Origin of the sequence: Paracoccus shandongensis (assembly GCF_017315735.1) — a bacterium.
In the GTDB taxonomy this organism is placed as follows: Bacteria; Pseudomonadota; Alphaproteobacteria; order Rhodobacterales; family Rhodobacteraceae; genus Paracoccus; species Paracoccus shandongensis.
On the sequence record NZ_JAFLRK010000018.1, the window covers coordinates 43,906 to 69,499 of the forward strand.

General features: G+C 67.7%; 28 protein-coding genes. 6 read left to right on the forward strand and 22 right to left on the reverse strand.

Annotation, left to right across the window (positions count from 1 at the left end; translation table 11 throughout):
• Positions 1–26: 26 nt before the first annotated feature.
• Positions 27–977 (forward strand): LysR family transcriptional regulator, encoded by a 951-nt coding sequence (locus JX613_RS12155; RefSeq protein ID WP_207101727.1) that lies wholly within the window; start codon positions 27–29, stop codon positions 975–977.
• On the opposite strand, the gene JX613_RS12160 is transcribed toward JX613_RS12155, so the two are convergent.
• The 20 genes from JX613_RS12160 to JX613_RS12255 form a co-directional block, all read right to left on the reverse strand.
• A complete protein-coding gene (locus tag JX613_RS12160; protein WP_207101728.1) occupies positions 978–1,301 on the reverse strand; it encodes a hypothetical protein in 324 nt (107 codons plus the stop codon).
• A 7-nt stretch (positions 1,302–1,308) separates the two neighbouring features.
• On the reverse strand, positions 1,309–2,145 hold the full coding sequence (locus JX613_RS12165; protein WP_207101729.1) for an intradiol ring-cleavage dioxygenase: 837 nt from the start codon (positions 2,143–2,145) through the stop codon (positions 1,309–1,311).
• Positions 2,146–2,157: 12 nt separating this feature from the next.
• A complete protein-coding gene (locus JX613_RS12170) occupies positions 2,158–3,183 on the reverse strand; it encodes a branched-chain amino acid ABC transporter permease (RefSeq protein ID WP_207101730.1) in 1,026 nt (341 codons plus the stop codon).
• Between the two features lie 10 nt (positions 3,184–3,193).
• The gene (locus tag JX613_RS12175; RefSeq protein WP_207101731.1) at positions 3,194–4,057 is read right to left on the reverse strand and encodes a branched-chain amino acid ABC transporter permease; all 864 of its coding nucleotides are present in this window, start codon (positions 4,055–4,057) and stop codon (positions 3,194–3,196) included.
• Positions 4,054–4,767 carry an ABC transporter ATP-binding protein gene (locus JX613_RS12180; protein WP_207101732.1) on the reverse strand — a complete coding sequence of 238 codons (714 nt, stop codon included), beginning with the start codon at positions 4,765–4,767 and terminating at the stop codon, positions 4,054–4,056. Before JX613_RS12180 ends, JX613_RS12175 begins: the two co-directional genes overlap by 4 nt.
• Positions 4,764–5,483: an ABC transporter ATP-binding protein gene (locus tag JX613_RS12185; protein ID WP_207101733.1), complete on the reverse strand. Its 720-nt coding sequence runs from the start codon at positions 5,481–5,483 to the stop codon at positions 4,764–4,766. Before JX613_RS12185 ends, JX613_RS12180 begins: the two co-directional genes overlap by 4 nt.
• Positions 5,484–5,597: 114 nt before the next feature.
• A complete protein-coding gene (locus tag JX613_RS12190; RefSeq protein ID WP_207101734.1) occupies positions 5,598–6,158 on the reverse strand; it encodes a flavin reductase family protein in 561 nt (186 codons plus the stop codon).
• A 51-nt stretch (positions 6,159–6,209) separates the two neighbouring features.
• Positions 6,210–7,430: an acyl-CoA dehydrogenase family protein gene (locus JX613_RS12195; protein WP_207101735.1), complete on the reverse strand. Its 1,221-nt coding sequence runs from the start codon at positions 7,428–7,430 to the stop codon at positions 6,210–6,212.
• Positions 7,431–7,454: 24 nt separating this feature from the next.
• Complete coding sequence (locus JX613_RS12200; protein ID WP_207101736.1) at positions 7,455–8,243, reverse strand: alpha/beta fold hydrolase; 789 nt, start codon at positions 8,241–8,243, stop codon at positions 7,455–7,457.
• A 13-nt stretch (positions 8,244–8,256) separates the two neighbouring features.
• Positions 8,257–9,273 carry a zinc-dependent alcohol dehydrogenase gene (locus JX613_RS12205; protein ID WP_207101737.1) on the reverse strand — a complete coding sequence of 339 codons (1,017 nt, stop codon included), beginning with the start codon at positions 9,271–9,273 and terminating at the stop codon, positions 8,257–8,259.
• A complete protein-coding gene (locus JX613_RS12210) occupies positions 9,270–10,292 on the reverse strand; it encodes a branched-chain amino acid ABC transporter permease (protein ID WP_237168536.1) in 1,023 nt (340 codons plus the stop codon). Before JX613_RS12210 ends, JX613_RS12205 begins: the two co-directional genes overlap by 4 nt.
• A 1-nt stretch (position 10,293) precedes the next feature.
• A complete protein-coding gene (locus JX613_RS12215; protein WP_207101738.1) occupies positions 10,294–11,151 on the reverse strand; it encodes a branched-chain amino acid ABC transporter permease in 858 nt (285 codons plus the stop codon).
• Positions 11,138–11,869 (reverse strand): ABC transporter ATP-binding protein, encoded by a 732-nt coding sequence (locus tag JX613_RS12220; RefSeq protein ID WP_207101739.1) that lies wholly within the window; start codon positions 11,867–11,869, stop codon positions 11,138–11,140. The genes JX613_RS12215 and JX613_RS12220 overlap by 14 nt, the downstream gene beginning before the upstream one ends.
• Positions 11,866–12,630 carry an ABC transporter ATP-binding protein gene (locus JX613_RS12225; RefSeq protein WP_237168537.1) on the reverse strand — a complete coding sequence of 255 codons (765 nt, stop codon included), beginning with the start codon at positions 12,628–12,630 and terminating at the stop codon, positions 11,866–11,868. The genes JX613_RS12220 and JX613_RS12225 overlap by 4 nt, the downstream gene beginning before the upstream one ends.
• A gap of 2 nt (positions 12,631–12,632) precedes the next feature.
• Positions 12,633–13,925, reverse strand: a complete 1,293-nt coding sequence (locus JX613_RS12230) for an ABC transporter substrate-binding protein (protein WP_207101740.1) — start codon at positions 13,923–13,925, stop codon at positions 12,633–12,635.
• 66 nt (positions 13,926–13,991) lie between these two features.
• On the reverse strand, positions 13,992–14,810 hold the full coding sequence (locus tag JX613_RS12235; RefSeq protein ID WP_237168538.1) for an SDR family NAD(P)-dependent oxidoreductase: 819 nt from the start codon (positions 14,808–14,810) through the stop codon (positions 13,992–13,994).
• 249 nt (positions 14,811–15,059) lie between these two features.
• Positions 15,060–16,334 (reverse strand): ABC transporter substrate-binding protein, encoded by a 1,275-nt coding sequence (locus tag JX613_RS12240; protein WP_207101741.1) that lies wholly within the window; start codon positions 16,332–16,334, stop codon positions 15,060–15,062.
• Positions 16,335–16,475: 141 nt separating this feature from the next.
• Positions 16,476–17,135, reverse strand: coding sequence for an alpha/beta hydrolase (locus JX613_RS12245; RefSeq protein ID WP_207101742.1), 660 nt, complete (start codon positions 17,133–17,135; stop codon positions 16,476–16,478).
• Complete coding sequence (locus JX613_RS12250) at positions 17,132–18,091, reverse strand: VOC family protein (protein WP_207101743.1); 960 nt, start codon at positions 18,089–18,091, stop codon at positions 17,132–17,134. The genes JX613_RS12245 and JX613_RS12250 overlap by 4 nt, the downstream gene beginning before the upstream one ends.
• A gap of 18 nt (positions 18,092–18,109) precedes the next feature.
• Positions 18,110–18,988 carry a dioxygenase family protein gene (locus JX613_RS12255; protein ID WP_207101744.1) on the reverse strand — a complete coding sequence of 293 codons (879 nt, stop codon included), beginning with the start codon at positions 18,986–18,988 and terminating at the stop codon, positions 18,110–18,112.
• Between the two features lie 92 nt (positions 18,989–19,080).
• Between JX613_RS12255 and JX613_RS12260 the strand changes: the two genes are divergently transcribed.
• The 4 genes from JX613_RS12260 (at position 19,081) to JX613_RS12275 (ending at position 24,049) form a co-directional block, all read left to right on the forward strand.
• On the forward strand, positions 19,081–20,034 hold the full coding sequence (locus tag JX613_RS12260) for a LysR family transcriptional regulator (protein WP_207101745.1): 954 nt from the start codon (positions 19,081–19,083) through the stop codon (positions 20,032–20,034).
• 569 nt (positions 20,035–20,603) lie between these two features.
• Entirely contained in the window at positions 20,604–21,935 is a 1,332-nt protein-coding gene (locus JX613_RS12265) for an MFS transporter (protein ID WP_207101746.1), read from the forward strand.
• A 15-nt stretch (positions 21,936–21,950) separates the two neighbouring features.
• Positions 21,951–23,687 carry an FAD-dependent oxidoreductase gene (locus JX613_RS12270; RefSeq protein WP_207101747.1) on the forward strand — a complete coding sequence of 579 codons (1,737 nt, stop codon included), beginning with the start codon at positions 21,951–21,953 and terminating at the stop codon, positions 23,685–23,687.
• Positions 23,684–24,049: an NIPSNAP family protein gene (locus JX613_RS12275; RefSeq protein ID WP_207101748.1), complete on the forward strand. Its 366-nt coding sequence runs from the start codon at positions 23,684–23,686 to the stop codon at positions 24,047–24,049. Before JX613_RS12270 ends, JX613_RS12275 begins: the two co-directional genes overlap by 4 nt.
• Here JX613_RS12275 and JX613_RS12280 read toward each other — a convergent pair.
• A complete protein-coding gene (locus JX613_RS12280) occupies positions 24,046–24,519 on the reverse strand; it encodes a MarR family winged helix-turn-helix transcriptional regulator (protein ID WP_207101749.1) in 474 nt (157 codons plus the stop codon). The genes JX613_RS12275 and JX613_RS12280 overlap by 4 nt on opposite strands.
• A 92-nt stretch (positions 24,520–24,611) precedes the next feature.
• Between JX613_RS12280 and JX613_RS12285 the strand changes: the two genes are divergently transcribed.
• Entirely contained in the window at positions 24,612–25,388 is a 777-nt protein-coding gene (locus tag JX613_RS12285; protein ID WP_207101750.1) for an SDR family NAD(P)-dependent oxidoreductase, read from the forward strand.
• Positions 25,389–25,395: 7 nt separating this feature from the next.
• On the opposite strand, the gene JX613_RS12290 is transcribed toward JX613_RS12285, so the two are convergent.
• Positions 25,396–25,594, reverse strand: a 199-nt coding sequence (locus tag JX613_RS12290; RefSeq protein WP_207101751.1) for a helix-turn-helix transcriptional regulator, incomplete at its 5' end; no start/stop codon positions are given.

Here is a 25,594-nt window from a genome sequence, read left to right on the forward strand (position 1 = left end):
TGTGCGTTGTAATATCGCTTTGCGCTATGAAACTGGACAGTGAACATCTTGAAATCCTGGCGGCCATCGTCGAACAGGGCGGCTTGACCGAAGGGGCCGAGGCCCTGGGCAAGTCGCAGCCCTCGGTCTCGCGCTCGATGGCGCTGTTGGAGGCGCGCATCGGCCTGCCCTTGTTCGAGCCGGGCCGCCGCCCGCTGCGCCCGACCGAACTGGGCGCCAGCCTGGCGCGCCTTGGCAGCCGCATCCACCGCGCCAACAAGGAGGCAAGCCTGCTGGTGCAACGCTATCGCCAGGGGCTGGCCGGGCGGCTGCGGGTCGGCGGCTCGCCGATCTTCATGGATGGGGTGGTGGCCTCGATGATCGCGGAATTCCAGTCGCGCCATGCCGATGTGCAGATCGACCAGTCCTATGGCTATCTGAACCAGCTTGAAGCCGGGCTGAGGAATGGCGGCCTGGACGTGGCGATCCTGCCGCTGCACCCGGGACAGGTGCCCCCGGATCTGGAATTCACGCCGCTTCTGGGGGGCAACAACGTCATCGCCTGCCGCGCGGGCCATCCGCTGACGCGCACGCGCGGCATCACGCTGAACCATATCGCGCCCTATGCCTGGATCGCGCCGCCTGCGGACAGCCCGCTGTATCGCGACCTGCAACGGTCGCTGAAATCCATCGGGCAAGAGGATTTCCGGGTGAACTTCTCGGGCGGGACGCTGGCCTCGATCCAGTCGGTGCTGACCGGCTCGGACGCGCTGACGGTGCTGCCCTATTCGGTGGTGTTCCTGTCGCGCCGCACCATCCCGCTGGAAGCCCTGCCGCTGAAGATCGACCATGCCGAACGCCAGCTGGGCATCCTGCGCGTGTCGGACCGCCAGTTGCCGCCCGCCGTGCGGCAGTTGACGGGTTTCCTGCTGACCGAATGCCAGCGGCTTCAGGCGCGGATGGACCATGACCAGCAGATCACCCGTCGGCGCGGCTGATCATTTCAGCGCCACATAGGTTTCAGCATCAAGCTGCGCGATCCTGACGGCCACCGTCAACCCGCTGACCCGTGACAGGCTGTCGCGCAGTCCGGCGGCGACCTGTTCCAGCCGGTCGCGGGGACGCGGCATCAGGTGCAGTTCCACATTGATGCCGGGTTGGTCGGGCAGCGCCAGAACCGGCAGCACCGCGACCTGACAGGCGGCGGGCGGAACCTCCAGCAGCCTGCACAGCATCGCGCGCAGGTTGGGCAGCAGATCGGACACCGCCGGGCGCACCGACGCGTAACAGGCTTCGTCGATATAGATTTTCACGTTGGGCATGGCGGCCTCAGACCGGAACAAGGACGAAATCGAAGGGCGAGCGCCACAGCGTGTCGCCGCCTTCCAGGCGCTCGTAGGGGGCGACAAGGGTGTCCTTGACGCCGAACACCGCGTCCGAGGCCAGGTATTCGTCGCCGCCCACGAAGGTATGCGTGACCAGCCGCTGAAAGCCGGGCGCCGTGACCAGATAGTGCATGTGCGCGGGCCGGTAAGGGTGGCGGCCCAGATGGCCCAGCATCTGCCCCACCGGCCCGTCGTCGGGGATCGGATAGCTGACCGGCTTGATGCCGACAAAGCTGTATCGCCCGTCCGGTCCGGTGACGAAGCGGCCGCGGTTGTTCCATTTCGGCTGGATGCCCGGCTGCTGCACGTCATAGAAGCCGTCGGCATTGTCGGACCAGACATCCACCGTGGCGCCCTCGACCGGGTTGCCGTCCAGATCCAGCACCCGCCCCTCGAACAGGCAGCTTTCGCCCTTGCCGTCCAGGCTGATGGTGTCGCCCATGGCCCGGATCGGTGCGCCCTCGACATGGAAAGGGCCGAAGACGGTGTTTTCGGTCGCGCCTTCGGGGCGGCGGTTGTTGATCGCGTCGACCAGCATGGACACGCCCAGAACGTCGGACAGCAGGATGAATTCCTGCCGTTCGCCTGAACAGATCTGGCCGGTGCGGGTCAGGAAGCCGATGCCGTATTCCCATTCCTCTTGCGTCAGGCCGACATCCTTGACGAAATCATGCAGGTGCCGGACCAGGCTTTCCATGACGGTCGCCAGCCGCGCATCGGTCTGCGCGCCCATGCGCCCGTTCACGGTGGCGGTTGAATTGGCTTCGGTGAAATAGCTCATGGGTCTTCCTCCCTATGGATCGGTGGGCGTGACGGGCCGGGGCGCCGCATGGGACAGCGGCAGCGGATCCAGGCCGGTGCGTTGGGTAAAGCCGCCCCACAGGCCGCGACGCGCGAACAGCATGATCGCGATGCCGATCAGCCCCAGGACGATCAGGTAGACGGTGCCGTAATCGGCCAGCAGGCGTTGCAGGCCATAGAAGACCAGCACGCCGATGACGGGGCCGGGCAGCGTGCCGATGCCGCCGATCACGGTGATGAAGATGACAAAGGCGGTCCAGTCCAGCAGGGAAAACGCCGCATCCGGGGAAATCCGCCCGATCTGGATGAACAGAAGCCCGCCGCAGAGCCCGGTGCCGAAGGCCGTCAGCAAAAAGACCAGCGCCTTCAGCCGCACGGGATCCACGCCGACCGACCGCGCCGCGACCGGATTGTCGCGCACCGCCTGCAAGCCCAATCCCATGCGCGACCGCAGAAACAGCCAGCTTGCCACCAGCATCGCCAGCACCAGCGCCAGCGCCAGCCAATAGGTCAGCGCATCGACCGCCGCCGCCTTCGATCCGCCGATCAGGGCGCGGATGGCCTGGATTCCGGGCATGTCCTGCACGGCGCCTTTCGGCAGCGCGGTGCCGGTGCCGCCGCCCAAGGCCTTCCACTGACTGATGCCCAGCCGGGCGATGTCGGCCACCGCCCAGGTGCCGATGGCGAAATAGGCGCCGTTCAGGCGAAAGGTGAAAAAGGCCACCGGCACCGACAGCGCCATGGCGACCAGTCCGCCGACCAGCAGCCCGGCCAGCGGGTCCATTCCCCACAGGATGACACAGGCGAACATGCCGTAGGCCCCGACGCCGACAAAGGCCTGCTGCCCCACGGACACCAGCCCCGCAAAGCCCGCCAGCATGTTCCAGTTCAGCGCCAGCACCAGCAGGCACAGGACCATGAACAGATCCTGCACCAGCGCGCGGCTGCCGATCACCGGCAGCGCTGCCAGCAGGACGACCGCCAGAAACAGGACCAGGGGAAGAAGCACCTTTCGCATGGCCTGCCCTTCAGTCATTGGCGCGCGGAAACAGCCCGCGCGGACGCACAAGCAGCACGGCGACAAAGGCCAGGTGTCCGGCCAGGATCTGCCATTCGGGATTCAGCGCCGCGCCGAAGGCCTGCGCCAGGCCGATCACCAGCCCCCCGGCCAGCGTGCCCCACAGGCTGCCCAGGCCGCCGATGATCACCGCCTCGAAGGCGTAAAGCAGCCGCGCCGGGCCGGTCGCGGGATCGAAATTCGCCCGCGCGCCCAGGTAAAGCGCGGCGATCGTCGCCACCACCAGGGCGATGCTGGTCGCCACCGCAAAGACGCGATCCGGCCTGATGCCCATCAGTTGCGCCGTCACCGGATCGTCCGAGGTGGCCCGGAACGCCCGGCCAAGCGCGGTGCGGTAGAACAACTGGTTCAGCCCGAAGATCACCGCCACGGCAGAAACGAAGGTCACAAGCGGCATCACCCCCAGGTTGACCGGCCCCAGGGGCAGCGACTGCGCCTCGACCGGGCCCACGGGCAGCTTGCGGCTGTCGGCGGAAAACCCCATCAGCAGCGCGTTCTGGATCACCACCGACAGGCCGAATGTCACCAGAAGCGGCGGCAGGATATCCTCGCCCAGGACACGGTTCAGAAGCGCCGTCTGCAACAGCCAGCCCAGGGCGAACATCGGCGGCAGGGCAAGGGCCGCGGCCAGGAAGGGGTTCAGCCCGGTCGCCGTCCCGATCCCCAGGATCAGATAGGCGCCCAGCACGATCAGGTCGCCATGGGCCAGGTTGACCAGCCGCATGATCCCGAAGACCAGCGACAGCCCCGCCGCGAACAGGGCGTAAAGCCCGCCCAGCATCAGCCCCTGGATCAGCGTGTCCAGCCAGATCATGCCTGTCTTACCCCGAAATAGGCATCATGGATCGCCGCGCGCCCCAGGCTTGCCGGGGCGCCCGACAGGGTGATCCGCCCCTCCATCATGCAATGCACCTGATCGGCCACCTTCAAGGCCTGGCCGATATCCTGTTCGACCACGACAATGGCGGTGCCGCTGGCGCGGATGGCCGGAAAGGCGGCATAGATTTCGCGGATCACCACCGGGGCGAGGCCCAGGGACAGCTCGTCGCACAGCAGCACGCGCGGGTTCGACATCAGCGCCCGACCGATGGCGACCATCTGCTGCTGGCCGCCCGACAGCGCGGTGCCGGGATGGTTCCTGCGGTCGCGCAGCACCGGGAACAGGTCGTAAATCCGCGGCAGGGTCCAGAAGCCGCCGCCTTGGCGGGCATAGGCGCCGATGCGCAGGTTTTCCTCGACCGTCAGGCTGGGGAACAGCCGCCGGCCTTCGGGCACCATGGCCACGCCCGCGCGCAGGATGTCGGACGCGGCCATGCGGTCCAGCCGCTGGCCGTCCAGCACCACCGACCCGCCCGTGACCCGCGCGATGCCGGTGATCGCCCGCATCAGCGTGGTCTTGCCCGCCCCGTTCGCGCCGATGATGGCAAGCGTCTGGCCTGCATCCAGCGTCAAATCCACCCCGAACAGGGCCTGGAAATCGCCGTAATGGGCCGTCAGCGCGGTCAGTTGCAAAAGCGCGCTCATGCCTCGATCCCCAGATAGATCTCGCGCACCTCGGGGGCGGCCATGACCTGATCGGGCGCGCCGATCATCAGCACCCGGCCGAAGTTCAGCACCATCAGCCGCGTCACGACGGCCGTCAGCGCGTGCAGCACATGCTCGATCCACAGGATCGCGGTGCCTTCGGCATGGATGGCGCGGATGGTGGCGACCAGCTCGCCGCATTCGGCATCGGTCAGCCCGCCCGCGATCTCGTCCAGCAGGATCACGCGCGGCCGCGTCGCCATCGCGCGGGCCAGTTCCAGCCGCTTGCGGTTCAGAAGCGGCAAGCCCCCTGCCCTGCGGTCGGCAAGGGCCGCCAGCCCGGTGCGGCGCAGGATGTCCATGCAGTGGCCGGGCGCCTCGGCCGCGCTGATCCCGCCGCCGAACCGCGCGGCCACCAGCAGGTTTTCATAAACCGACAGGTGATCGAAGGGCTGCGGGATCTGGAAGGATCGGCCGATGCCGCTGGCGCAACGCTGCATCGGCGTTTCGGCGGTGATGTCGCGCCCGTCCAGGCAGATGGCGCCCCGGTCGGGGCGCAGGTTGCCGGTGATCAGGTTGAACAGCGTCGATTTCCCGGCGCCGTTCGGGCCGATGATGCCCAGGGCCTCGCCGGGGGCCAGATCGAAGCTGACAGCCTCGGCCACGGTCAGCGCGCCAAAGCGTTTCGACACGTCCCGCAGCGACAGGATCGCCATGGCCCTCTCCCTTTCTGGCCGGTCTGCCTGATGCCACCCTAGAGACGGGCTGGCGCGGATTGGATCGGATGATCCGGCGGCAATATCGCCTTGCGTTATGAAGGCGCCGGATTGTCAGCGGAACACGTCGCGGCTGTCCTCGACCATCAGGGTCAGGCTGGCGCGGCCGTCCGCCGCCTCGCGCAGCCGATGCCAGCGCCGGTCCAGATAGATCAGCGATTCCAGTTCCGGCGCGTCGGGGGCATGGCCCGCCTCGCCTTCCAGCAGTTCCGCCACCACCAGGGTCGCGCCTTCCACCGGCAGCGATCCGACGATCCGCGCGCGGAACCAGGTCGCCACGCCTTCATAGCGCGGCTCGCCCGTGGGCAGGCGGTGCCAGGCGATACCGGGGCCAAAGCGGTCCGCCCCCGGAGTCGCGCCAAGCTGCGCCAGCGCCAGGTCGTCATAGCGCAGCAGATGGACCACGATCCCGCCCGCCGCCAGCACCGCCGCCGTCGAGCTTGACCGCGACGACAGCGAAAAACCCACCGTGGGCGGTTCCGCGCTGACCGAGATCAGCGAGGATACCGTCATCGCCACCGGCCGGTCCCCCGGATCGGCGGTGATCACCGCCACCCCGGCGGGATGGCAGCGGAAGGCCTCGCGGAAGGCCTGCGAAAGGGGCTGGTCGGTCATATGCGCGCTCCGAATGCTGCCGGGACAGGGTGTCCCCGTCCCGGCGGATGCTTACTTCTTCTCGATCAGATCATAGAACTGCCAGACCCGGTCGGACCACAGCCCGCCCAGTTCACGGCCCGCCGCGGTGACGATGGAGGGCGCGATGGTGAAATGGTTCGCCGCCACCATCATGTCGCGGAAGGTGCGCTGGATCACGCCCGCGCGCAAGCCAGCCCCGCCCGAGGCGCGATAGGCGAAGTTGCACACATCGACGCCCACCTCGTGGATCTGGGCCTTGGCCAGATGGACAAGGCTGATCTGGCGGGTGGACATCATCTGGCCGCTTTCGGCCAGACGCTCGATCTCGCCCCAGACCTCCATCACCAGGGCGCGGGCGGCGCGATAGCTGGCCTCGGCGCGGCCATAGTCGTGCCAGAACTTCTCGCTTTCCCCCAAAAGCCCGGCGCGGCCGGATTTGGATCGCGCAAAGGTCGCGATCTCGTCCAGCATCCGCCGCCCGGCGCCCATGGCCCAGCCGGTATGGCCGATGGCGGCAAGGCCGACAATCCCCAGGCTGAACAGCTCTTTCAGGCGCTGCGGGGGCGCGGTCAGGATGGGAAACACCAGATCCTCGGCGATGAACACATCCTCGGCGGAATAGTCGATGGAGCCGGTGCCCTTCAGCCCCAGCACGTCCCAGTTGCCAAGCTGGTTGTGTTCCGGGATGGGGGCATGGGCGCACATGACGATGACATTGCCGGCCTCGTCCTTGGCGGGCTTGCCGGTGCCGTCGTCCACGAAGCAGGCCGAATGGGACCAGGTGGCGTGCGAAAAGCCCGAGCCATAGCTCCACTTGCCGGTCAGGGTATAGCCGCCCTCGACCTTTTTCAGCATCCCCAAGGGCGCGCCCTGCCCGGAAAAGCGGTTGTCGGTGCCGGGCGCGAACAGGCGTTCCACCGCGCTGTCGGGCAGGAAGGCCGCCGACATCGCGCCGATGCAGCAATGCACCATCGACACCCAGCCGGCCGAGCCGGAATGATAGCTGACGGCTTCCAAAAGTTGCAGCACCTCGGTCGGGCGCATCTGCGCGCCGCCCAGTTCCTCGGTCGCCAGAAGATGCGAGAAACGCAGCGGCTTCAGCAGGGCGAAGGTTTGGGGCGTCAATTCGCCCGCTTCCTCGTCCGCCGGGGCGTTGGCTTCAAGCTGCGGGCCGATGGCGGCGATCTGATCCAGCATCTCGCGGTAATCGACGGACTTGCCCCAATAGCTGTGGTTCATGGGCTTGTTCATCTTGCTCCTCCTCAAGGACAAGGTTCAGGCGGCGAGGAAATCGCCGATGGTTTTCAGGGTTTCGGGACGTTCCTGCGCCACGAGGTGGCCGGTTTCGGGAACGGACAGGAACTGCGCATGGGGCAGGTTCTCCAGCCAGATCGGGGCCTGCGAGGCGGGCAGCAGCCGGTCCCGTTCGCCCCAGACCAGCAGGGTCGGGTTGGTGATCCGCGCCATGAAGCGGCGAAGGTTCGGATGGCCCATGCCGAAGGGCGCGCAGAGCCGCCCGACCAGATCGCCTTCCCGCGCGCGGTCGGCACCGAAGCGTTCGGCAAAGGCGGCATCGCTGCCGTCGGGGAAAAAGCGCGCCGCGACCGCCGGGTCATGGGTCAGGTAGCCGGGGAAATCCTGCGGCGCGATGGTGTTCAACGGCGTGGCCGGATGGGCCGGATCGTTCAGCCCGGCGGGCGCGATCAGCACCACCTTGTCGAAGCGTTCGCGGGCGATGGCGGCCAGTTCGGTGGCCATCCAGCCGCCCATGGAAAAGCCCATCAGATGCGGCCTTTCCCCAAGATCCAGCGCATCCAGCAGGTTCAGGTAATGCAGCAGCATGTCCGAGATGTCGGCCACATGCGGCGCGGGGCCGGAAAAGCCCATGCCCGGATGGCTGGGCAGCAGCACGCGGAAGCGGTCGGCAAGCCCTGCGGCGGAATCGAACCCCTCCAGCGTGGCAGCGCCGTGCAGGAACAGGACCGGCTTGCCGGAACCGATGGCCTTCACCACCGTCCGCACGCCGCCGATGTCGTATTCCAGCGTTTCAAAACTTGCGGCCATGTCTTGCGTCTCCTCAGGACAGTTCGGGCTGGATCAGCACCTTGCATTGCGTGGTGCGGCGGCGCAGGGATTCAAAGACCTGCGGCACCTGCGGCAGGCCGATGCGGTCGGTGATGATGGCCTGCGGCGCGAAGGGACCGGCGGCCAGCGCGTCCAGCGCCACGCCGAATTCGTTCCGCTGATGGAAGAAGACGCTGAAGATCAGGTCGATTTCCTTGGACAGCGCGACAAAGGGATCCCATTCGTCGCCGCCGATGCACAGGCCCACGCCGATCACCTTGCCTTGCAGCCGCACGGCCTGGGTTGCCGCTTGCAGCAGGCCCGGCTTGCCCACGCATTCAAACACGATGTCGGGGGCGCCGCCGCACAGATCGGCCAGGTTCTCGGCCAGGCCGGGACCGGACAGCGCGAAGCCCGTGGCCCCCAGGGCCAGCGCCCGGTCCCGCTGATGGTCGTGCAGGTCGGCCATCGCCACATGGCTGGCCCCCATCCGCCGCGCCCAGAAGGCGACCAGCAGCCCGATGGGACCGGCGCCCAGCACCGCCACGCGGTCCCCGGGCTTCATGCCGGACCGGGTGATGCAATGCAGCGCCACCGCCAGCGGCTCGGCCAGCGCGGCATCAGACAGCGCCACGCCGTCGGGCAGGCGCTGGCACTGGCGCGCGGCGACGGTGACATGCTCGGCATAGCCGCCGCCGATCAGCACCATGTCGGGACAGCGCGCCGGATCGCCGCCCAGACAGCGCGGGCAATGGCCGCAGCCGCGCATCGGCACCACCGCCACCCGGTCGCCGGGGCGCAGATCCTGCACGGCGGCGCCCGCAGCCACCACCTCGCCCGCGATTTCGTGGCCCAGCACGAAGCCCGGTCCGATGCCGAAGGGCGCGGGATCCTCGGTGATGTGCAGGTCGCTGCCGCAGATGCCGCAACCGGCCACGCGCAGCACGACCTCGTCGGGGGCGGGCGTGGGATCGGGGCGGTTATCGGTGCGCAGCGGCTGGCCCACCGCGTCGAAGATGACGGCCTTCATGGCTTGTCCCTTTCCAGAACCAGATGGCGGCGGATCGGGAACCAGGGCGCGTCCCAGCGTTTCGAGATCATGCCCCAGATCCCCGTGCGGGCGTAAAGCGCCACCAGAACCGTCATCACCCCCAGGACGACGAAATAGCTGGCGCCGTATTCGCCGAAATACCTGTCCGCGATGAAATAGATCAGCGTGCCGATCAGCACCCCCTCGATCGAGGCGATGCCGCCCACCATGACGATGAAGATGGCGATGTTCGACCACATCGGATCAAAGGCCGAGGGCGGGTTGATGCGCAGCTGCGCCATAAAATAGACCGCGCCCACCAGCCCGCATCCCACCGCCGCCGCGACATAGATCATGAAGCGCAGGCGCCGCACGTTCACGCCCTGGCTGGCCGCCGCAACCGGATTGTCGCGCATGGCGATCAGCGCCAGCCCGAAGCGGGACCGCAGGAACCAGTAGCTGCCGCCGATGCTGACCAGGACCAGCAGCGCGCAGAACAGCGACATGGCGATGTTGCGCTGAAAGGCGGAATAGTCCTTCATCACCGACAGCGACATGCCCGCCCCCGCGTTCACCAGCGGCAGGTTCGAGGCGACCAGGCGGAACACCTCGGCCACGACCCAGGTGCCGATGGCGAAATACGGCCCGTCCAGCCGGTGCAGCAGCAGATAGCAGGGCACGGCCAGCACCAGCGGCACCAGCAGCGACAGGAACACCGCCAGGAACGGGTTCACCCCGAAGGTCTGGGCCAGCACGAACAGCGCATAGCCCGCCGCCCCCATGAAGGCCTGCTGGCCCACCGACACAAGGCCCGCATAGCCCGCCAGCATGTTCCACATCTGCGCGACGGCGATATAGCAGCACAGTTCCAGCACCATGCGGATGGTGCCGGTCCTGGCCCACCAGGGCATCGCCGCCAGCCCGATCAGCGCCAGCACGAACAACGCCAGCGCGATCCGCCCCGAGGCGGTCTGCCGCCGGATCCGTACCTGCGGGGGCATCATGGAAACCATCGTCATGTCAGGCCCTTCCGAACAGGCCCTGCGGGCGCGTCGCCAGCACGAGCAGAAAGACGATATGCCCGGCCAGCACGCCGAAGCCGGGGTCGATGCGGAAGCCGATGGCTTGCGCCACGCCCAGCACCATCGCGCCCAGGAAGGCCCCCCAGACCGATCCCATGCCGCCGATGATGACGGCCTCGAAAGCATAGATCAGTTGCGCGCCGCCATCGGCCGGGGCCACGGTGGAGCGCAGCGACTGGAACACGGCCGCAAAGCCCAGGATGCCGACCGCGATCGCCGTGGCCGCAGCATAGACCGCGCGCGGGTTGATGCCGGTCATCGACGCCGCCTCGACATCCGAGGCCGCCGCCCGCAAGGCCCGCCCGAACCGCGTGCGCTTCAGCATCAGGTCCAGCCCCCAGGTCAGCGCGACCGCGAAGACCAGCACGATCACCGGCAAAAGGCCGATATGGATGCCGCCGATCTGGATCGACCGGCTTTCGATCCCGCCGCCGGGCAGCGACCGGCTGTTGGCCGACCAGATCTGCAGCATCAGGTTCTGCAAGGCCAGCGACAGGCCGAAGGTGGCGATCAGCGACGGCAGCGGATCCTCGCCCACGACCCGGTTCAGGACGGCCTTTTGCAGCAGCCAGCCCAGGACCGCCGCCAGCGGCACCAGCGCCGCCATGACCGTGAACGGCCCCAGGCCAAGGGTCGAGGCCAGCGAGATCCCCACCAGCGACAGCAGGATCACCAGATCGCCATGGCTGACATTCACGATCTTCATCACACCGAACATCAGCGCCATGCCCAGGGCGTATTGCGCATACATGCCGCCCAGCAGAATGCCCTGGATCAGCGCGTCAAACCACTGCATGGGATCCTCCGAAATAGGCCTTGGCGATGGCGTCGCGCGTGACCGCGCCTGATGGGCCGGTCAGCGTCACCCGCCCCTCCAGCATGCAGTAAAGCCGGTCGGATGCCGACTGCGCCAGGCCCACGTCCTGTTCCACAAGCACGACCGAGGTGCCCTGCGCCCGCACCTCGGGCAGGGCCGCATAGATTTCGCGGATCACCCGGGGCGCCAGGCCCAGGCTGATCTCGTCGCACAGAAGAACCCGGGGCTGGCACAGCAGCGCCCGCCCGATGGACACCATCTGCTGCTGCCCGCCCGACAGGCTTTGCACCGGGGTGCGGGCCTTTTCCTTCAGGATCGGGAACAGCTGGTGCAGCCGGGCCAGCGACCAGCCGCCCTTGCGGCCCAGCCGGTCGGCCTGATCCACCGCCACGCGCAGGTTGTCCTGGACCGACATGCCGGAAAATAGCCGCCGCCCTTCCGGGACGATGGCCACGCCCTTTTGCACCATGCGGTCGGCGGGGGTGCCGCCGACGGGCTGGCCGCCCATGCGCACCATTTCCGGCGCGACCGGCAACAGCCCCATCACCGCGCGCAGGAAGGTGGATTTCCCCGCGCCGTTGGCGCCGATCAGCGCCACGGCCTCGCCCTGGCCGATCTGGAAGTCGATGCCGTAAAGCGCCTGGAAATCGCCATAGCGCGCCACCAGGCCATGCGTCGAAAGAACGGCGCCGGTCATCCCTCGATCCCCATATAGACCCGCTTCACGTCCGGGTCGGCGATCACGGCGTCGGGCGCGCCCTCGGCGATCTTTTCGCCGAAGTTCAGCACCATCAGCCGGTCGGCCACGGCCAGCAGCGCGTGCAGCACATGCTCGATCCAGACGATGGTCACGCCCCGGTCGCGGATGCGGCGCACCAGCGCGACCAGATCGCGGGATTCCTCATCGGTCAAGCCGCCCGCGATCTCGTCCAGCAGCAGAAGCTGGGGGTCGGATGCCAGCGCGCGGGCCAGTTCCAGCCGCTTGCGGTCCAGAAGCGTCAGCCCCCCGGCGCGCAGGTTGGCCTTGCCCGACAGTTCGCATTCCTCCAGCACCTGCGCGCAAAAGCCGTAGCTGTCGCGTTCCGACCGGCCGCCCCCGAAGGTCGAGGCGACCAGCAGGTTCTCGAATGTGGTCATGCCGGAATAAGGGCGCGGGATCTGATAGGTCCGCCCGATCCCCATCTTGCAGCGCCGGAACGGTGGTTCCCCCTTCAAGGGGACGTGCCCCAGGCGGATTTCCCCGCCCGATGGCCGCATGTCGCCGCTGATCATGTTGAAGAGCGTGGTCTTGCCCGCGCCGTTCGGGCCAAGGATGCCCAGCACCTCGCCGCGATGCACGTCGAAGCTGACGCCGTGCAGCACCCGCACCGCGCCGAAGCTTTTCGACACGTCGCGCGCGGCAAGGTGAACCTCTCCGGCCATCCTTTCCCCCCAAAGCTGATCGCTGGTGTCGCGCATGATCACCAGGCGATCGGGACGATCTTCTGTTCCGGCGGGAACAGCTGGTTGACGGTGTTGTCGACGATCTTCAGGTCATAGGGCCAGTTCGCGCCCTTGACCCATTGCCCGCCAAAGATCGGCATCGTGCAGATGTTGCGGTGCGGCGTGCCGCCGAACCGGACCGGCCCGCAGACGGTGGACAGGTCGGTCGCAGCCATCGACTCGCGGTTGGCTTCCCGGTCCAGGGGATCGGTCGACCGTTTCAGGATATCGACGGCCACTTCCAGCAGGGCATGGGAATAGCCCAGGGGCTGCGTCCACTGGCGCTTCTGGTCGGCCTCCCACCCGTCGGCGATCTCGCGCCCGGTCTGGCCGGTCAGCGACGACTGGAAGGGGAAGGCCGGGGTCCACCAGACTTCGGTGGTCATGCCGTTGCCAAGGCCGCCCATCGCCTCGACCCCGCCGGGGAACAGCAGCGCCGCCGCGACCGTGATGGCCTTGGGCTTGAAGCCCTGCTGGTTGCACTGGGTCACGAAGGTCTTCAGGTCGTCGGGATAGGCGATGCCGCCGATGATCTCGCAGCCCTTGGCCTTGAACTCCGCGATCTGCGCCGAGAAATCGTTGGTGCGGGGCTGGAAATAGCCGGGGATCACCACCTCGTATCCGGCGGCGCGGGTCGGCGCGGGCAGGCCGTATTCCTCGTTCCCCCAGGTCTCGCCGTCGATGTTCTGCGGGAACAGCATCCCCACGACCTTGTTGCTGTCCAGCCCGTTCCAGAGGCCCACATAGGTGTTCAGCGCCTCGTCCAGGCCCCAGAAGAAATGATAGGTCCAGTCGAATTCGCCGCCGCCGCGCGGCATGATCACCGCCTGCCAGGGTGCCCCCGCCGAGATGCAGGGCGCCTCGTACAGTTCCGACTGCTCCATCACCGGCAGGATCGTGTCGGTGGTCGAGGCGGGCACCATCAGATGCACTTCGTCGTTCAGGATCAGGTCGCCTGCGATCTCGGCCGCCTTGTTGGGACTGGACTGGCTGTCGCGCTCCAGGATTTCCAGCTCGTAGGTGCTGCCGTTGGCGGCGGTGATCGTGCCGCCAAGGGCCGCGCGGATCTTTCCGACGGTATAGCCGTCCGTTTCGCCGAACAGGCCCAGGGGGCCGGTCGCGGGGGTGATATAGGCCATCCTGATCCGACCCGCCGTCTGCGCGCGCAGATAGCCGGGCAGCGCCAGGGTCGAGACCATCCCCGCGCCCGCGCCGCGCAGCAGGGTGCGGCGGCTGATGCCCGATCTGACAAGCCTGTTGTAGTAGGTCATCGGTTTTCCTCCCTTGTGGCCGCCGGTCCCGCCTCCTCCTCAGGCAGGACACGAGCGGCCGTGATTTCAGGTCATGCGGGTCAGCGAGCCGCCGTCGATCACGATCAGCGACCCGGTGAAGAAGGCCCCGGCGGGCGAGGCCAGCAGCAGCGCCAGCCCTTTGATATCCTCGACATCGCCGATGCGGCCGATCAGCGACTGGCTTTCAAAGGCGGCGCGGTCGGCCTTGTTGCGCAGCCGCCCGCCCGCGATGTTGGTGATGAAGGGGCCGGGCAGGATGGCGTTCACGCGGATGCCATAGGCGCCCAGTTCCATGGCCATGTGGCGCACGAAATGGTTCACCGCCGCCTTGGCGGGCATGTAGCTGGTGCCGACGATGCTTTCGTTGATCTGCGAGGCGATGGACGAGGTGACGATGATCTGCCCCCCGCCATTGGGCTTCATGTGCCGCACGGCGTTCTTGACCGTGGTATAGACCGAGGTCAGGTTGATCTCGATCCCGCGGTCCCACTGGCTGTCGGGAATGTTCTCGATGGCGCCGTCGGGATTGCGCTCGCCCTCGGGCGTCATGAAGCCGGGACCGGGGTCGATGCCCGCATTGGCGAAGACGGTGTCGATGCGGCCATGGCGTTCGGCCACCGCGTCGAAGGCAGCAGTCATGGCGGGACGGTCGCCGACATCGACCCGCTGGCCCCAGATCTCGCCGCCGTCCCCGGCCAGTTCTGCCACGGTGCGGTCCAGTCCTTCGGCGTCGATGTCGAAGATGCAGACCCGCGCGCCCTGTTGCAGCATGATCTCGGCATAGGCGCGGCCGATGCCGCTGGCCCCGCCGGTGACGATCACGGATTTGCCGCGCACGTCGAACATCGTCTCAAGTGAAGCCAAGGCATCCTCCCATTCTGCCCCTTCCGCCCGCACCAGGACGTGACGGTGCCGCGACCCGCCCCGGCGGCAGGCAAGGCGGCGTCGGTCCGGGAAAACCCGGAACCGCGCATCGGTCCTGACGAGAAGGCCTCGCCCGCCTCCCAGAGGGCGAAGCCACTGCCTGCATGAGGCGGTCTGCATCCGTGCAAGTCAAATGCGAAAAACTGCCCTTAGCATAGCAGTTCGATATATAGCTGCCCCCTGTCCCGGTCAGGCCAAGGCCTCCATCCGGCCGCCGGCCGGGATCTCGGGGGTGGCGCCGTTCTCGACGATCACCAGGTCGTAGCCGCCGCCCTCTTTCCTGCGCCACTGGCCGCCGGTCAGCGGCGTCTTGCAGACGTTGCGGGCGGCGAAGTCCGGCACGCCCGCGCCGTTCCAGGCGACCCTGCCCACCACGGTGGCCATGTCGGTCGCGGCCACGGCTTCGGCCACGGCGTCGCCGTCGCCCGTGTCATCGACCCGTCCCATGACATTCGCCGCCACCTCGAACAGGGAATGGACAAAGCCGATCGGCTGGGTCCAAGGCCGCCCGGTCGCGGCGGTGAAATCCGCCGCCAGTTCGGCCGAGCCTTTCCCCGTCAGGGATGAGGAGAACGGATGCGAGGGCGACCACCACACCTCGGACGACAGGTTGTGCCCGGCCTCGCCCAGCGTTTCCACCGATTGCGGGAACAGCAGCGCCTTGGCGACCGTCACGGCCTTGGGTTTCAGCCCCTGCTGGCGCATCTGCGCCCAGAAGGTGGCGAAATCCGGCGGGATCAGCACGCCGGTGACGATATCCGTGTTCGCCGCCTTGAAGGCGTTGATCTGGGCCGAGAAATCGTCGGACAGGTTCTGGAAGCTGCCGGGATTGGTCAGGCTGTAGCCGCGTTCGGCCAGGCCCGGACGCAGGCCGTTGTCCGGGTCGCCCCAGGCATTGCCGTCGGCGTCGTTGGGGAACAGCCCGCCCACCGCCTTGCCGGTCTGAAGCTGGTCCCACATGGCGGTATAGACCTGGATCACGTCCTCCATCCCCCAGAAGTAATGGAAGGCGTAATCAAAGGGCTGCCAGCTTGCCGGGTCGCGCGGGTTGCCCTGCTGGCCGATGAACCAGGGCTGCCAGGGGGCGACGGTGGTGATGCAGGCCACGCCCTCGCCCTCGCAGACGCCGGCCACCGGATTGGTGTTTTCCGGGGTCGAGGCCGCCAGCATCAGGTTCACCTCGTCGCCGAGGATCAGTTCCTTGGCGACCTCGGCGGCGCGGTTCGGGTTCGACTGGCTGTCCTTGACCACCACCTCGAACTCGCGCCCCAGTTCGGAGCCCAGGAAGGTCTTGATGTTCCAGTCGTCGCTTTCCGCGAAACCCGCCAGCGGGCCGGTGCGGGGCGTGACATAGCCCAGCTTGATCCGCGCGCCCTGCGCGATGGCCGGCGCGGCCAGATGGGGCGCGGCAAGCGTCAGGCCGGTGGCGGCCGTGGTGTGCAGGAATTTCCGTCTGGTGAACATCTCATCCTCCGCTGATGATCTGCGGGCGGCACCCGGTCCGCCTGCGCCTTCCCCTGGCGGCAAGCATGGCGTTTCGTGGGGCGATTTTGTTTAGGATTTCGGACGGCCAGCATAACCCGGTGCTATGAACCGCCCGGCCCGTTATCGCGCCGATGCCATTCGCGGGCTGTGGCCCGCCGCCATGTCGCCCAGCATCGCGGCCAGCATCGCGATTTCCGCGTCCGAGACCTCATGCGCGCGACCGGGGAACAGGTCCGTGCGCAGCGCGGCCCGGGACCGGCCCAGCACCAGCGCGGCTTCGGCAAAGGCCTCGACCGGGATCCAGGGATCGGCGTCCGAGCCGGTCAGATAGACCGGCAGCCCCGCCCGAAGGTTTTCGGGACGCGCATCGCCCGCCACGCCGACCCGGCAGCCGGTCAGCGCCGCCAGCGCATCCGGCGCGTCCCGGCCCGCCAGCGCGTATTCCAGCGACAGGCAGGCGCCTTGCGAAAACCCCGCCAGCAGAAGCGGCAGGCCGGGGGCGGCGGCGCGGGCGTCACCGATCAGGCGGTGCAATCCCGCCAGCCCCTCCGCCAGGGCCGCGCGGGTGTCCGACGTCAGCGGATCGACCGCCCGGGCGCCATACCAGCTTGCCCCCGGCGCGCGTGGCAGCAGGAAGGCGGTCCCCGGCGCGTCCAGCCGCGCCAGCACATGCGACTGCATCTCCTCGGGCGACTGGCCCCGGCCGTGGACAAGGACGCAAAGCGCCCTTGCCGCCGACAGGTCCGCCCCGCAGCGCAGCACCTCCAGCGCCGCAGTCATGCGAAATCCGCTTCCTCAAGCCCGGCGCGCAATTCGTCCTCGCGGTCCTTGAACCAGGGCGGGAAGACCAGCGTCTTGCCGATCTCGCCCGGCGCCTCGTCGCGCGCCCAACCCTGGGGCGTGGTCCAGGCAAGCTCGAACAGCGCGCCGCCGGGGCTGCGGACATAGCAGGACTTGAAGTAGTTGCGGTCCTTCTGTTCGGAAATGTCGGTAAAGCCCAGGCCTTCGATATGGGCGCGAAGCTTCATCTGGTTTTCCTCGTCGCCGGTATTCAGCGCCAGGTGGTGAATGGTGCCGCCCGCCAGCGTCCAGGTGCCCTGGTTGCTGTCGCGGTCCACGATCACCTCGACCCGCTGCACGACGCCGCTTGCGTCGGGAACCCGGAAGACCAGCCCTTCGTCGCTGTCGGCTTCCTTTTCCAAGGGCAGCGCGACCGTCAGGAAATCGTCCATCGCGGTCCGGTCCATCACCGCGACCGAGGCGCCGTAGATGCCCTTGATGCCATGGGCGCGGGTGATGCCGCGCGCCTCGTTGGTGATGGGTTCGCGGGGATCCCCGTCGCTTTCGACCAGTTCATGCGGGATGCCGCAGGGATGGGCGAAGACCACGCGGGTCGCGCCAAAGCGGGTGATCTTCGCCGCGGGAATCCCGCCCGCGTTCAGGCGGTTCACCCAGAAGTCGGAAGCCCCCTTGGGGATCGACTGCATGATGGTGCGCGACTGGTTGGTGCCGCGCCGCCCATACACGCCGGGCTTGCGAAAGGGAAAGGTGGTGATGATGGTCGAGGCATCGCCGTCGGGCGAGCCGTAATACAGGTGATACACCGGGATCACCCCGTCGAACAGGACGGTGCGCTTGACCGAATGCAGGCCCAGCGTCTTGGTGTAGAAGTCGAAATCCTCCTGCGCGCCGTCCGTGGACAGCGTCAGGTGGTGAAATCCGCTGACAGGGGTCATGTCTTTTCCTCCAGTATGTTAACTCTCGGCCTGCCGCAGCGGGCAAAGGGCAAGTTTCAGATCAAGCAGATGCTCGCGCGTCCCGGCTTCGGTCCGGATGGCCCGGAAATCCGCCAGAAGCGCAGGCCTGACGCCGAAGACCGCGTCCCGACCGATGGCGGGATCCGCCCGGTCGAAGATATGCGTGGTCAGGGTCTGGTGGCCGGGAACGGTGACGCGGAAATGGATATGCGCCGGACGGTCCAGCGGGCAGCCAAGGGCCGCCATCAGCCGCCCGACCGGCCCGTCCGAGGGCAGCGCATACCCCCCCGGCTTGACCGACAGAAAGGTGAACCGCCCCTTCCCGTCGGCCCGCAGCTTGCCGCGCAGGTTGAATTCAGGCTGGCAGTCGGGCTGCTGGTTTTCATAGATCCCGGCGGCATTGGCGTGCCAGACCTCGATCACGGCGCCGGGCAGTCCGCGGCCCCGGGTATCCGTGACCTGACCCGAAACCCGCAGCCGTTCGCCCTTTCCGTCGCGCGACAGATCGGACCCCAAGGGCAGTTCCGGCGCATCCGCGCGGTAGAACGGTCCCGTCACCGTGTTCGGGGTCGCGCCCTGCGGCCGATGGGCGTTCATCTCCTCGACCAGCGCCGACACGCCCAGCACATCCGCCAGCAGCACCCATTCCTGGCGCCGGTGGTCGGTGTGATGCCCGACATCGGTCAGAAAGCCCAGGGCCTGACGGAATTCGCCGGTGGTCGGATGCAGTTCCGCGACCAGCAGGTGCAGTTGACGCGCGATCAGCGCAACCGACGCGCCCAGCCGTGACGGCGCGACCGCCGCCAACCGGCGCTGCAGATCCTGCCCGATCCCGTTCGGCGCGGGATCCCGTGACGGCTCGCGGCAGTCATCCATTCCGGCGGGGCCTCCCCTCCCCTGTCACGTTTGCTAGCACGCCCCTTGCGGAAACGGCTTGAGTTTTGCGGCCGGCAATATAGCAGTTTGTTATGCGACTGAACGAACGCCACCTCATGCAGCTTGCCGCGGTCCTGGACGCCGGCGGCGTGTCCGAGGGCGCGGCCATGCTTGGCCTGACCCAGCCAGCCGTCAGCCGCTCGCTGTCCATGCTCGAGGCGCGGGTGGGCGAGGCCCTGTTCGTCAAGGGCCGCCGTCCCCTGCAGGCGACGCCGCTTGCGGCGCAGCTGGCCGCGCAGGGCCGGGTCATCCTTGCCGCGTCCCGGCAGGCCTCGGATGCCGTGCAGGGCTTCGTCAAGGGCAGCAAGGGCCTGGTCCGGGTGGGCGGCGTGCCCTTCTTCATGGATGCGATAATCAGCCGCATGATCGGCACCTTCCAGTGCCGCGAGCCCGAGATCATCATCCAGCAAAGCTACATGAACCTGCCAGAGGTGATTGCGGCGCTGGAGGGCGACCAGCTTGACCTGGGGATCGTCGCGGTGGGCGAGGTTTCCTCGGGTTCCGGCTTCGAGTTCACCGAGATCCTGCAGGGCCGCAATGTCGTTGCCTGCCGCCCGTCCCACCCGCTGATGCGCAAGCGCCCGATCGAGGCCCGGGATCTGACCGCCCATCCCTGGGTCGCGCCCTTGCCCGGCTCGCCGCTGATGTCGGATTTGCAGATGATCCTGATGAGCATCGGCATGTCGGACCTCAACATCCGCTATTCCGGCGGCTCGCTGATGAGCGTGGTGAATTTCCTGGCCGAAACCGACGCCCTGGCGGTCCTGCCCTTTTCGGTGGTCTTTGCACTTCGCGACACCGGCCATGTCACTGTGCTGCCTTATCAGATCCCGCAGCCCAACCGTTCGCTGGGGCTCATGCGCAGGGCGGGCGGGCCGCGCAATCCCGCCTCGGATCGCCTTGCAAGCCATGTCATTGTCGCCTTCGACAGCTTGCGCCACGCGATCAAGCGCCATGAAACGGCGGTGATCTGGGGACATTCCTGAACCGCCAGGGCAGAAGCGTTCGCCAATCATGATGCCGGATCGGCAACGAGTTCCGACAAGGGTTCCCTGCCCGAGACAAGCAGGCAATCCCTTGCGCCCGTGCAGGCAACCCACAGCAGATGACGCGCGGTCCTCGCAGACGGCTTCGGGATCCGCCGAATACATCCGGCCAGGTGACAGCGCCACGATCGTTCGGACCGGCGCGCGTGATTCGCGTTTCCAAAGGTCTTGAATACGGCATGGTGGGTCACAATACCGGCCTGACCTGTTCACGCCCTGGTTCACCACCAATGTCGCGCCGCATCCCATCGGGGCCGGGGCCATCGCAGCGCCCATGGCCCGGTTGCAAGGGCGGGACCAGGGCAGTTCAACGGATCGGCGGCCCATCCCCATTCCGCCGATATGTGTTGCGACCGCAACAAACCAATTGACGTGCCTTTCCATCCCGCTTATCGAAAAACAGCCGCAGAGGAGAAGCGGCCGAAAAGATCAACTGAACACGGCAGAACCTGCCCGCGAACCCTTGTTTCGCGGCCCGGTCGGGTTGTGCCCTGTTCCGGGAGGGGAAAATGGCACATCACATTCTGACCGCCGAGGATGCGGGCCCGCTGGAAAGGGGGCGCTGGACGCCGCTGCGGATCGCCGTCATCTTCATCTGCTTCCTGCTGAACGCCATCGACGGCATGGACATCGTGATCATGTCCTATATCGCCCCGGTGCTGAAGGCGGAATGGACGCTGAGCCCCGAGGCGCTTGGCACCGTCTTCAGCGCCTCGCTGGCGGGGATGGCGGTGGGCGGGCTGTTCATCGCCCCCCTGGCCGACCGCTTCGGGCGGCGGCCGCTGATCCTGACCCTGCTGGTCGTCATCACCCTGGCCATGCTGGCCAGCAGCCAGGCGCAGAGCCTGACGCAACTGGTCATCCTGCGCGCGATCATCGGCGCGTCAGTGGGCGCATTCCTGGCCAGCGTCACCACGATGGCCGCCGATTTCGCGCCGCGCGGACAGCAGGGCATGGTGGTCGCCGCCGCGATCGCCGGATATCCGCTGGGCGCAGTGATGACCGGGCTGATCGTCGCCCATACCCTGCCCGACCATGGCTGGCGCATGATGCTTCTGGGCGCGGGCGTCATCTCGCTGCTGGTGCTGCCGGTCGTCGCACTGATCCTGCCGGAATCCATCGACTATCTGAAGCGGGTCCAGCCCAGGGGCGCGCTGGACAAGCTCAACAGCGTGCTGCGCCGGTTGGGAGAGCCGGTCGTCGCCGCCTTGCCCCCCAAGGCTGCGGCAACGCGCGCCTCGGTCGCGGCGCTGTTTGCGCAAGGACGCCTGCGGGGGACGCTGTGCCTGTGGCTGGCGGTCATCATGGGCTTCATGACCTTCTATTTCCTGGTCTCGTGGATCACCCAGCTGTCGGTCCAGTCGGGCCTTGCGGTGGAAAACGCGATCTATGCCGGGGCCCTGTTCAACCTGGGCGGCTTTGTCGGCACCTTTGTCATCAGCGCCTTCGGCAGCCGCCACGGCCTTCAGCGCGCGACCTGCGTCGCCATGCTGTGCGGCGCCGTCGTCGTGGCCGCCTTCGGCCACCTGGCGGTGTCGCTGGCGATCACGCTGACCCTGGCCTTCTTTGCCGGGTTCACCACCAATGGCGGCTTCAACGCCTTCTATGCACTGGCCGCGGCGCTTTATCCGACCGAGATCCGGTCGACCGGGATCGGCTGGGCGATGGGCGTCGGGCGCATCGGCGCCGTGATCGGCCCGATGCTGGGCGGCATCCTGATCGGCCAGGGCCTTGGCCTGCCCGGGCTGATGGCCGCCTTTGCCGTTCCCCTGCTGGTGGCCAGCATCGCGGCGCTGTTCATCCGCGGGCGGCAGACCGCCCATCAGACCAATTCCCTGTAAGGAAGGATCCCGGACATGACCGTCAACGATATCTATGACGTGGTGATCGTCGGGTCCGGCGCGGCCGGGCTGACAACCGCGATCACGGCACGCAAGAACGGCCTGTCCGTGGTCGTTCTGGAAAAGGCGCCCGTCTTCGGCGGCACCACCGCCTTTTCCGGGGGCGTCGCCTGGATCCCTGGCAACCCCCATTTCGAGGACCGGCCCGAATCCCAGGGCGGCGCCAGGGTGGACCGCGCCGCCGTCCACGACTACATGCGCCACGAGGCGGGCAACAATTACGACGCCGCCTTTGTCGATGCCTATCTGGACTATGGCCCCCAGATGCTGCGCTTCCTGGAACGGGAAACCGAGGTGAAGTTCACGCCTTCGCTTTACCCCGACTATCACCCCGAGGCGCCGGGCGGGGTGCAGATCGGCCGCTCGGTCACGGCGGCGGCCTATGACGGGCGTCGGCTGGGCAAGGAATTCAAGCGCCTGCGCCAGCCGCTGAAGACCATCACCTTCATGGGGATGATGTTCAATTCGTCCAACAACGACCTGAAGCATTTCTTCAATTTCACCAAGTCGCCGGTCTCGGCGGCCTATGTCGCGAAACGGCTGGCGGTGCATCTGGGCCATCTGGCGCGGCATGGGCGCGGGGTGCAGCTGACCTCGGGCAATGCCCTGGCGGCGCGGCTGGCGAAATCGGCCTTTGACCTGGGCATCCAGGTCGTGACCGAGGCCCCGGTCACCGAATTGCTGCACCGCGATGGCCGGGTGGACGGAGTCGTCGCCACCATCGACGGCCAGCGGCGCGAGATCCGGGCTGCGCGCGGCGTGGTGCTGGCGGCGGGGGGCTTTGCCCGCGACCTGGCACGGATCAAGGCGCTTTACCCGCATGTCGCCGAAGGGGGCGAGCATTTCACCCCGGTCCCCGAGGGCAATACCGGCGACGGCATCACCCTGGGCGAACGGGCGGGCGGGCATCTGTCCCGGGATCTGCCGAACGCCGCCGCCTGGATGCCGGTGTCCAAGGTGCCCTATCCGGGCGGGGCCATCGCCTTTCCGCATCTGGTGGACCGCTACAAGCCCGGCTTCATCATGGTGAACCCGGCCGGGCGGCGCTTTGTCAACGAAAGCCATTCCTATCACGATGTCGGTGCGGCGATGATCGACACCTGCCAGGGCCTTGGCCGGACCGAGGCCTGGCTGATCGCCGACCACCGCACCGTGCGCAAATACGGCATCGGCTTCGTGAAACCCTATCCGATGCCGCTGGGCCCGCATATCCGCAACGGCTATCTGAAGCGCGGCAAGACGGTCGAGGATCTGGCCCGCCAGATCGGCGTCGATCCCCGCACCCTGGCGCAGGAAATTAAGACCTATAACCAGGGCGCCCGCCAAGGCGAGGACCGGCAGTTTGGGCGCGGCAGCACGGGCTTCAACCGCTATCTGGGCGACGGCAACCACAAGCCCAACCCGAATGTCGCGCCGGTGGAAAACGGCCCCTTCTATGCGCTGCACATCGTGATGGGCGACCTGGGCACCTTCCCGGGCCTGGTCACCGACACGCAGGCGCGCGTGCTGGGCGACGGCGGCGCCCCGATCCCCGGGCTTTACGCGGCGGGCAACGACGCGGCCTCGATCATGGGCGGGGCCTATCCGGGGGCGGGCATCACCATCGGCCCGGCGATGACCTTCGGCTATGTCGCGGCGCTGTCGATGGCCGGGCGCATCGCGGACCAGCAGGCGCAAAGGGCTGCGGAATGACCGGAACGGACAGCGCGATGTTCACCGCCCCCGCCGACCGCCCGCTGGTCAACCTGCGCTATTACACCATCGCGCCCCGCAAGATGGCCGAGTTCCTGGAGGTTTTCGACCGGCTGGCCATGCCCGTCCTGATCCGCACCCTGGGCGCGCCGATCGGGTTCTATACCAGCACGGTCGGCACGCTGAACCAGGTGGTGCATCTGTGGGCCTATCGCGACATGGCCGACATGGAGGCGCGCTGGCAGGCCCGCGACAGCGACCCGGATTTCGCCGAATACCTGCGGGCCTCGGGACACCTGATCGTCGCGCAAGAGGACCGGCTGCTGCGGCTTGCGGCCCTGCCCTCGCTGGCCGGGGCCTAGCGGTCTTGGCGGGCGCGGCGCTGCGCGTCTTCCTCGACCTGCGGCAGGTTGGCGATCAGGCGGTGGAAATAGGCCAGCAACTGTTCGGTCTCATGGGCGTCGAAGCCGGCCAGAAGGGCGCTTTCGCGCGCGCGGGCGACGGGCAGGACATCGCGGTGCAGCGCCAGCCCGTCAGGCGTCAGGTTGGCCTCGCGCCGCCTGCGGGCGCCGTCGCGCATCTCGACCAGACCGCGCTGTTCCATCGCGGCCAGCGCCCGGCTGATCGCACTTTTGTCCAGCCCGATGGAGTTGGCCATGGCAATGACGTTCGACCAGGGCTCGACCGCCAGGTGGCACAGGATGCGCCATTCGACGACGCCGATCTGGAACCTGTTGTGATATTCCTGCGACGCGCCCGCCCCCAGTCGGCTGGAAAAGCGGGTGCTGAGGGCGCCGATGCAGCGGTTCAGGTCGAAATGGTCGGATTGCATTGGGATCTCCTTGCCCCATGCCTAGCGGATTTTTCACCGCTGCCAAGCCCCGTCCCCCCATTCCAAACCATCACACCACAAGGAGAACGGCCATGAGCTGGCTTCAGCTTGAAGGAAAGACCACCGTCATCACCGGCGCGGCCGGGGGCATCGGCCAGGCCCTGGCGCGCGCCTTCGCGGCCCAGGGCGCCCGGGTCGTGCTGCTGGACCGGCAGGCGGACCAACTGGACACCCTGGCGCGCGATCTGGGCAACGGCGCCCTGGGGCTGGCCTGCGACATCGCGCGCCCCGAAGACATCGCCGCGGCGGCGGCCCGGGTCGATGCCGGGGGCGGGGCCGACATCCTGGTGAACAATGCCGCGATCCTGCGCCCCGGCCCGCTGGAAAGCGTCACTGAGCCTGACTGGTCGGCCATGCTGCGCATCAACCTGACGGGTTCGCTGCTGATGGCGCAAGCCTTTGGCCGGGCGATGCTGGCGCGGGGCGAAGGCGCGCTGGTCCATGTCGCCTCGATCGCGGGAAGCCAGCCGCAGCCCGCAAGCGGCGCCTATTCCGCGTCCAAGGCGGCGACGCTGATGCTGTCGCGGCAACTGGCCCAGGAATGGGGACCGCGCGGGGTCCGGTCGAACTGCGTCAGCCCGGGCCTGGTCCGCACGCCCCTGTCGGAAGCCTTCTATGCCGACCCCGAGGTGAAGGCCCGGCGCGAGGGGATGGTGCCCCTGCGCCGCATCGCCACGCCCGAGGACATGGCCGATGTGGCGCTGTTCCTGGCCTCGCCCCGCGCCGCCTATGTCACCGGGCAGGACATCGTCGTCGATGGCGGGTTGTCGCAATCCCTGATGGGCCTGGTCCCGCGTCCCGGATACTGACCCCCCTTCACGCGAACCTGCCGCGATACTCTGACGGGCTTTGTCCCGTCGCCACCCGGAACCTGCGTGAGAAGTACGGGGGGTCGTCGAAGCCGAGCCTGTGGCCGATCTCGGCTATGGGCAGGCGGGTGAAGGCCAGCAGGCGGCGGGCCTCGGTCATCAGGACGGTCTCGATGTGGCGGGTGGCGCCCTGGCCGGTGGCCATC

What these genes read in the sequence shown, in the direction of transcription:
- JX613_RS12260 (WP_207101745.1), top strand. Translation starts at nt 19,081, where the DNA reads ATGCGACTGAACGAACGCCACCTCATGCAGCTTGCCGCGGTCCTGGAC.
- JX613_RS12170 (WP_207101730.1), bottom strand. Translation starts at nt 3,183, where the DNA reads ATGCGAAAGGTGCTTCTTCCCCTGGTCCTGTTTCTGGCGGTCGTCCTG.
- JX613_RS12275 (WP_207101748.1), top strand. Translation starts at nt 23,684, where the DNA reads ATGACCGGAACGGACAGCGCGATGTTCACCGCCCCCGCCGACCGCCCG.
- JX613_RS12160 (WP_207101728.1), bottom strand. Translation starts at nt 1,301, where the DNA reads ATGCCCAACGTGAAAATCTATATCGACGAAGCCTGTTACGCGTCGGTG.
- JX613_RS12220 (WP_207101739.1), bottom strand. Translation starts at nt 11,869, where the DNA reads ATGACCGGCGCCGTTCTTTCGACGCATGGCCTGGTGGCGCGCTATGGC.
- JX613_RS12195 (WP_207101735.1), bottom strand. Translation starts at nt 7,430, where the DNA reads ATGAACAAGCCCATGAACCACAGCTATTGGGGCAAGTCCGTCGATTAC.
- JX613_RS12185 (WP_207101733.1), bottom strand. Translation starts at nt 5,483, where the DNA reads ATGGCGATCCTGTCGCTGCGGGACGTGTCGAAACGCTTTGGCGCGCTG.
- JX613_RS12180 (WP_207101732.1), bottom strand. Translation starts at nt 4,767, where the DNA reads ATGAGCGCGCTTTTGCAACTGACCGCGCTGACGGCCCATTACGGCGAT.
- JX613_RS12190 (WP_207101734.1), bottom strand. Translation starts at nt 6,158, where the DNA reads ATGACCGACCAGCCCCTTTCGCAGGCCTTCCGCGAGGCCTTCCGCTGC.
- JX613_RS12245 (WP_207101742.1), bottom strand. Translation starts at nt 17,135, where the DNA reads ATGACTGCGGCGCTGGAGGTGCTGCGCTGCGGGGCGGACCTGTCGGCG.
- JX613_RS12200 (WP_207101736.1), bottom strand. Translation starts at nt 8,243, where the DNA reads ATGGCCGCAAGTTTTGAAACGCTGGAATACGACATCGGCGGCGTGCGG.
- JX613_RS12230 (WP_207101740.1), bottom strand. Translation starts at nt 13,925, where the DNA reads ATGACCTACTACAACAGGCTTGTCAGATCGGGCATCAGCCGCCGCACC.
- JX613_RS12285 (WP_207101750.1), top strand. Translation starts at nt 24,612, where the DNA reads ATGAGCTGGCTTCAGCTTGAAGGAAAGACCACCGTCATCACCGGCGCG.
- JX613_RS12265 (WP_207101746.1), top strand. Translation starts at nt 20,604, where the DNA reads ATGGCACATCACATTCTGACCGCCGAGGATGCGGGCCCGCTGGAAAGG.
- JX613_RS12250 (WP_207101743.1), bottom strand. Translation starts at nt 18,091, where the DNA reads ATGACCCCTGTCAGCGGATTTCACCACCTGACGCTGTCCACGGACGGC.
- JX613_RS12280 (WP_207101749.1), bottom strand. Translation starts at nt 24,519, where the DNA reads ATGCAATCCGACCATTTCGACCTGAACCGCTGCATCGGCGCCCTCAGC.
- JX613_RS12155 (WP_207101727.1), top strand. Translation starts at nt 27, where the DNA reads ATGAAACTGGACAGTGAACATCTTGAAATCCTGGCGGCCATCGTCGAA.
- JX613_RS12270 (WP_207101747.1), top strand. Translation starts at nt 21,951, where the DNA reads ATGACCGTCAACGATATCTATGACGTGGTGATCGTCGGGTCCGGCGCG.
- JX613_RS12240 (WP_207101741.1), bottom strand. Translation starts at nt 16,334, where the DNA reads ATGTTCACCAGACGGAAATTCCTGCACACCACGGCCGCCACCGGCCTG.
- JX613_RS12225 (WP_237168537.1), bottom strand. Translation starts at nt 12,630, where the DNA reads ATGCGCGACACCAGCGATCAGCTTTGGGGGGAAAGGATGGCCGGAGAG.
- JX613_RS12210 (WP_237168536.1), bottom strand. Translation starts at nt 10,292, where the DNA reads ATGACGATGGTTTCCATGATGCCCCCGCAGGTACGGATCCGGCGGCAG.
- JX613_RS12165 (WP_207101729.1), bottom strand. Translation starts at nt 2,145, where the DNA reads ATGAGCTATTTCACCGAAGCCAATTCAACCGCCACCGTGAACGGGCGC.
- JX613_RS12215 (WP_207101738.1), bottom strand. Translation starts at nt 11,151, where the DNA reads ATGCAGTGGTTTGACGCGCTGATCCAGGGCATTCTGCTGGGCGGCATG.
- JX613_RS12175 (WP_207101731.1), bottom strand. Translation starts at nt 4,057, where the DNA reads ATGATCTGGCTGGACACGCTGATCCAGGGGCTGATGCTGGGCGGGCTT.
- JX613_RS12205 (WP_207101737.1), bottom strand. Translation starts at nt 9,273, where the DNA reads ATGAAGGCCGTCATCTTCGACGCGGTGGGCCAGCCGCTGCGCACCGAT.
- JX613_RS12255 (WP_207101744.1), bottom strand. Translation starts at nt 18,988, where the DNA reads ATGGATGACTGCCGCGAGCCGTCACGGGATCCCGCGCCGAACGGGATC.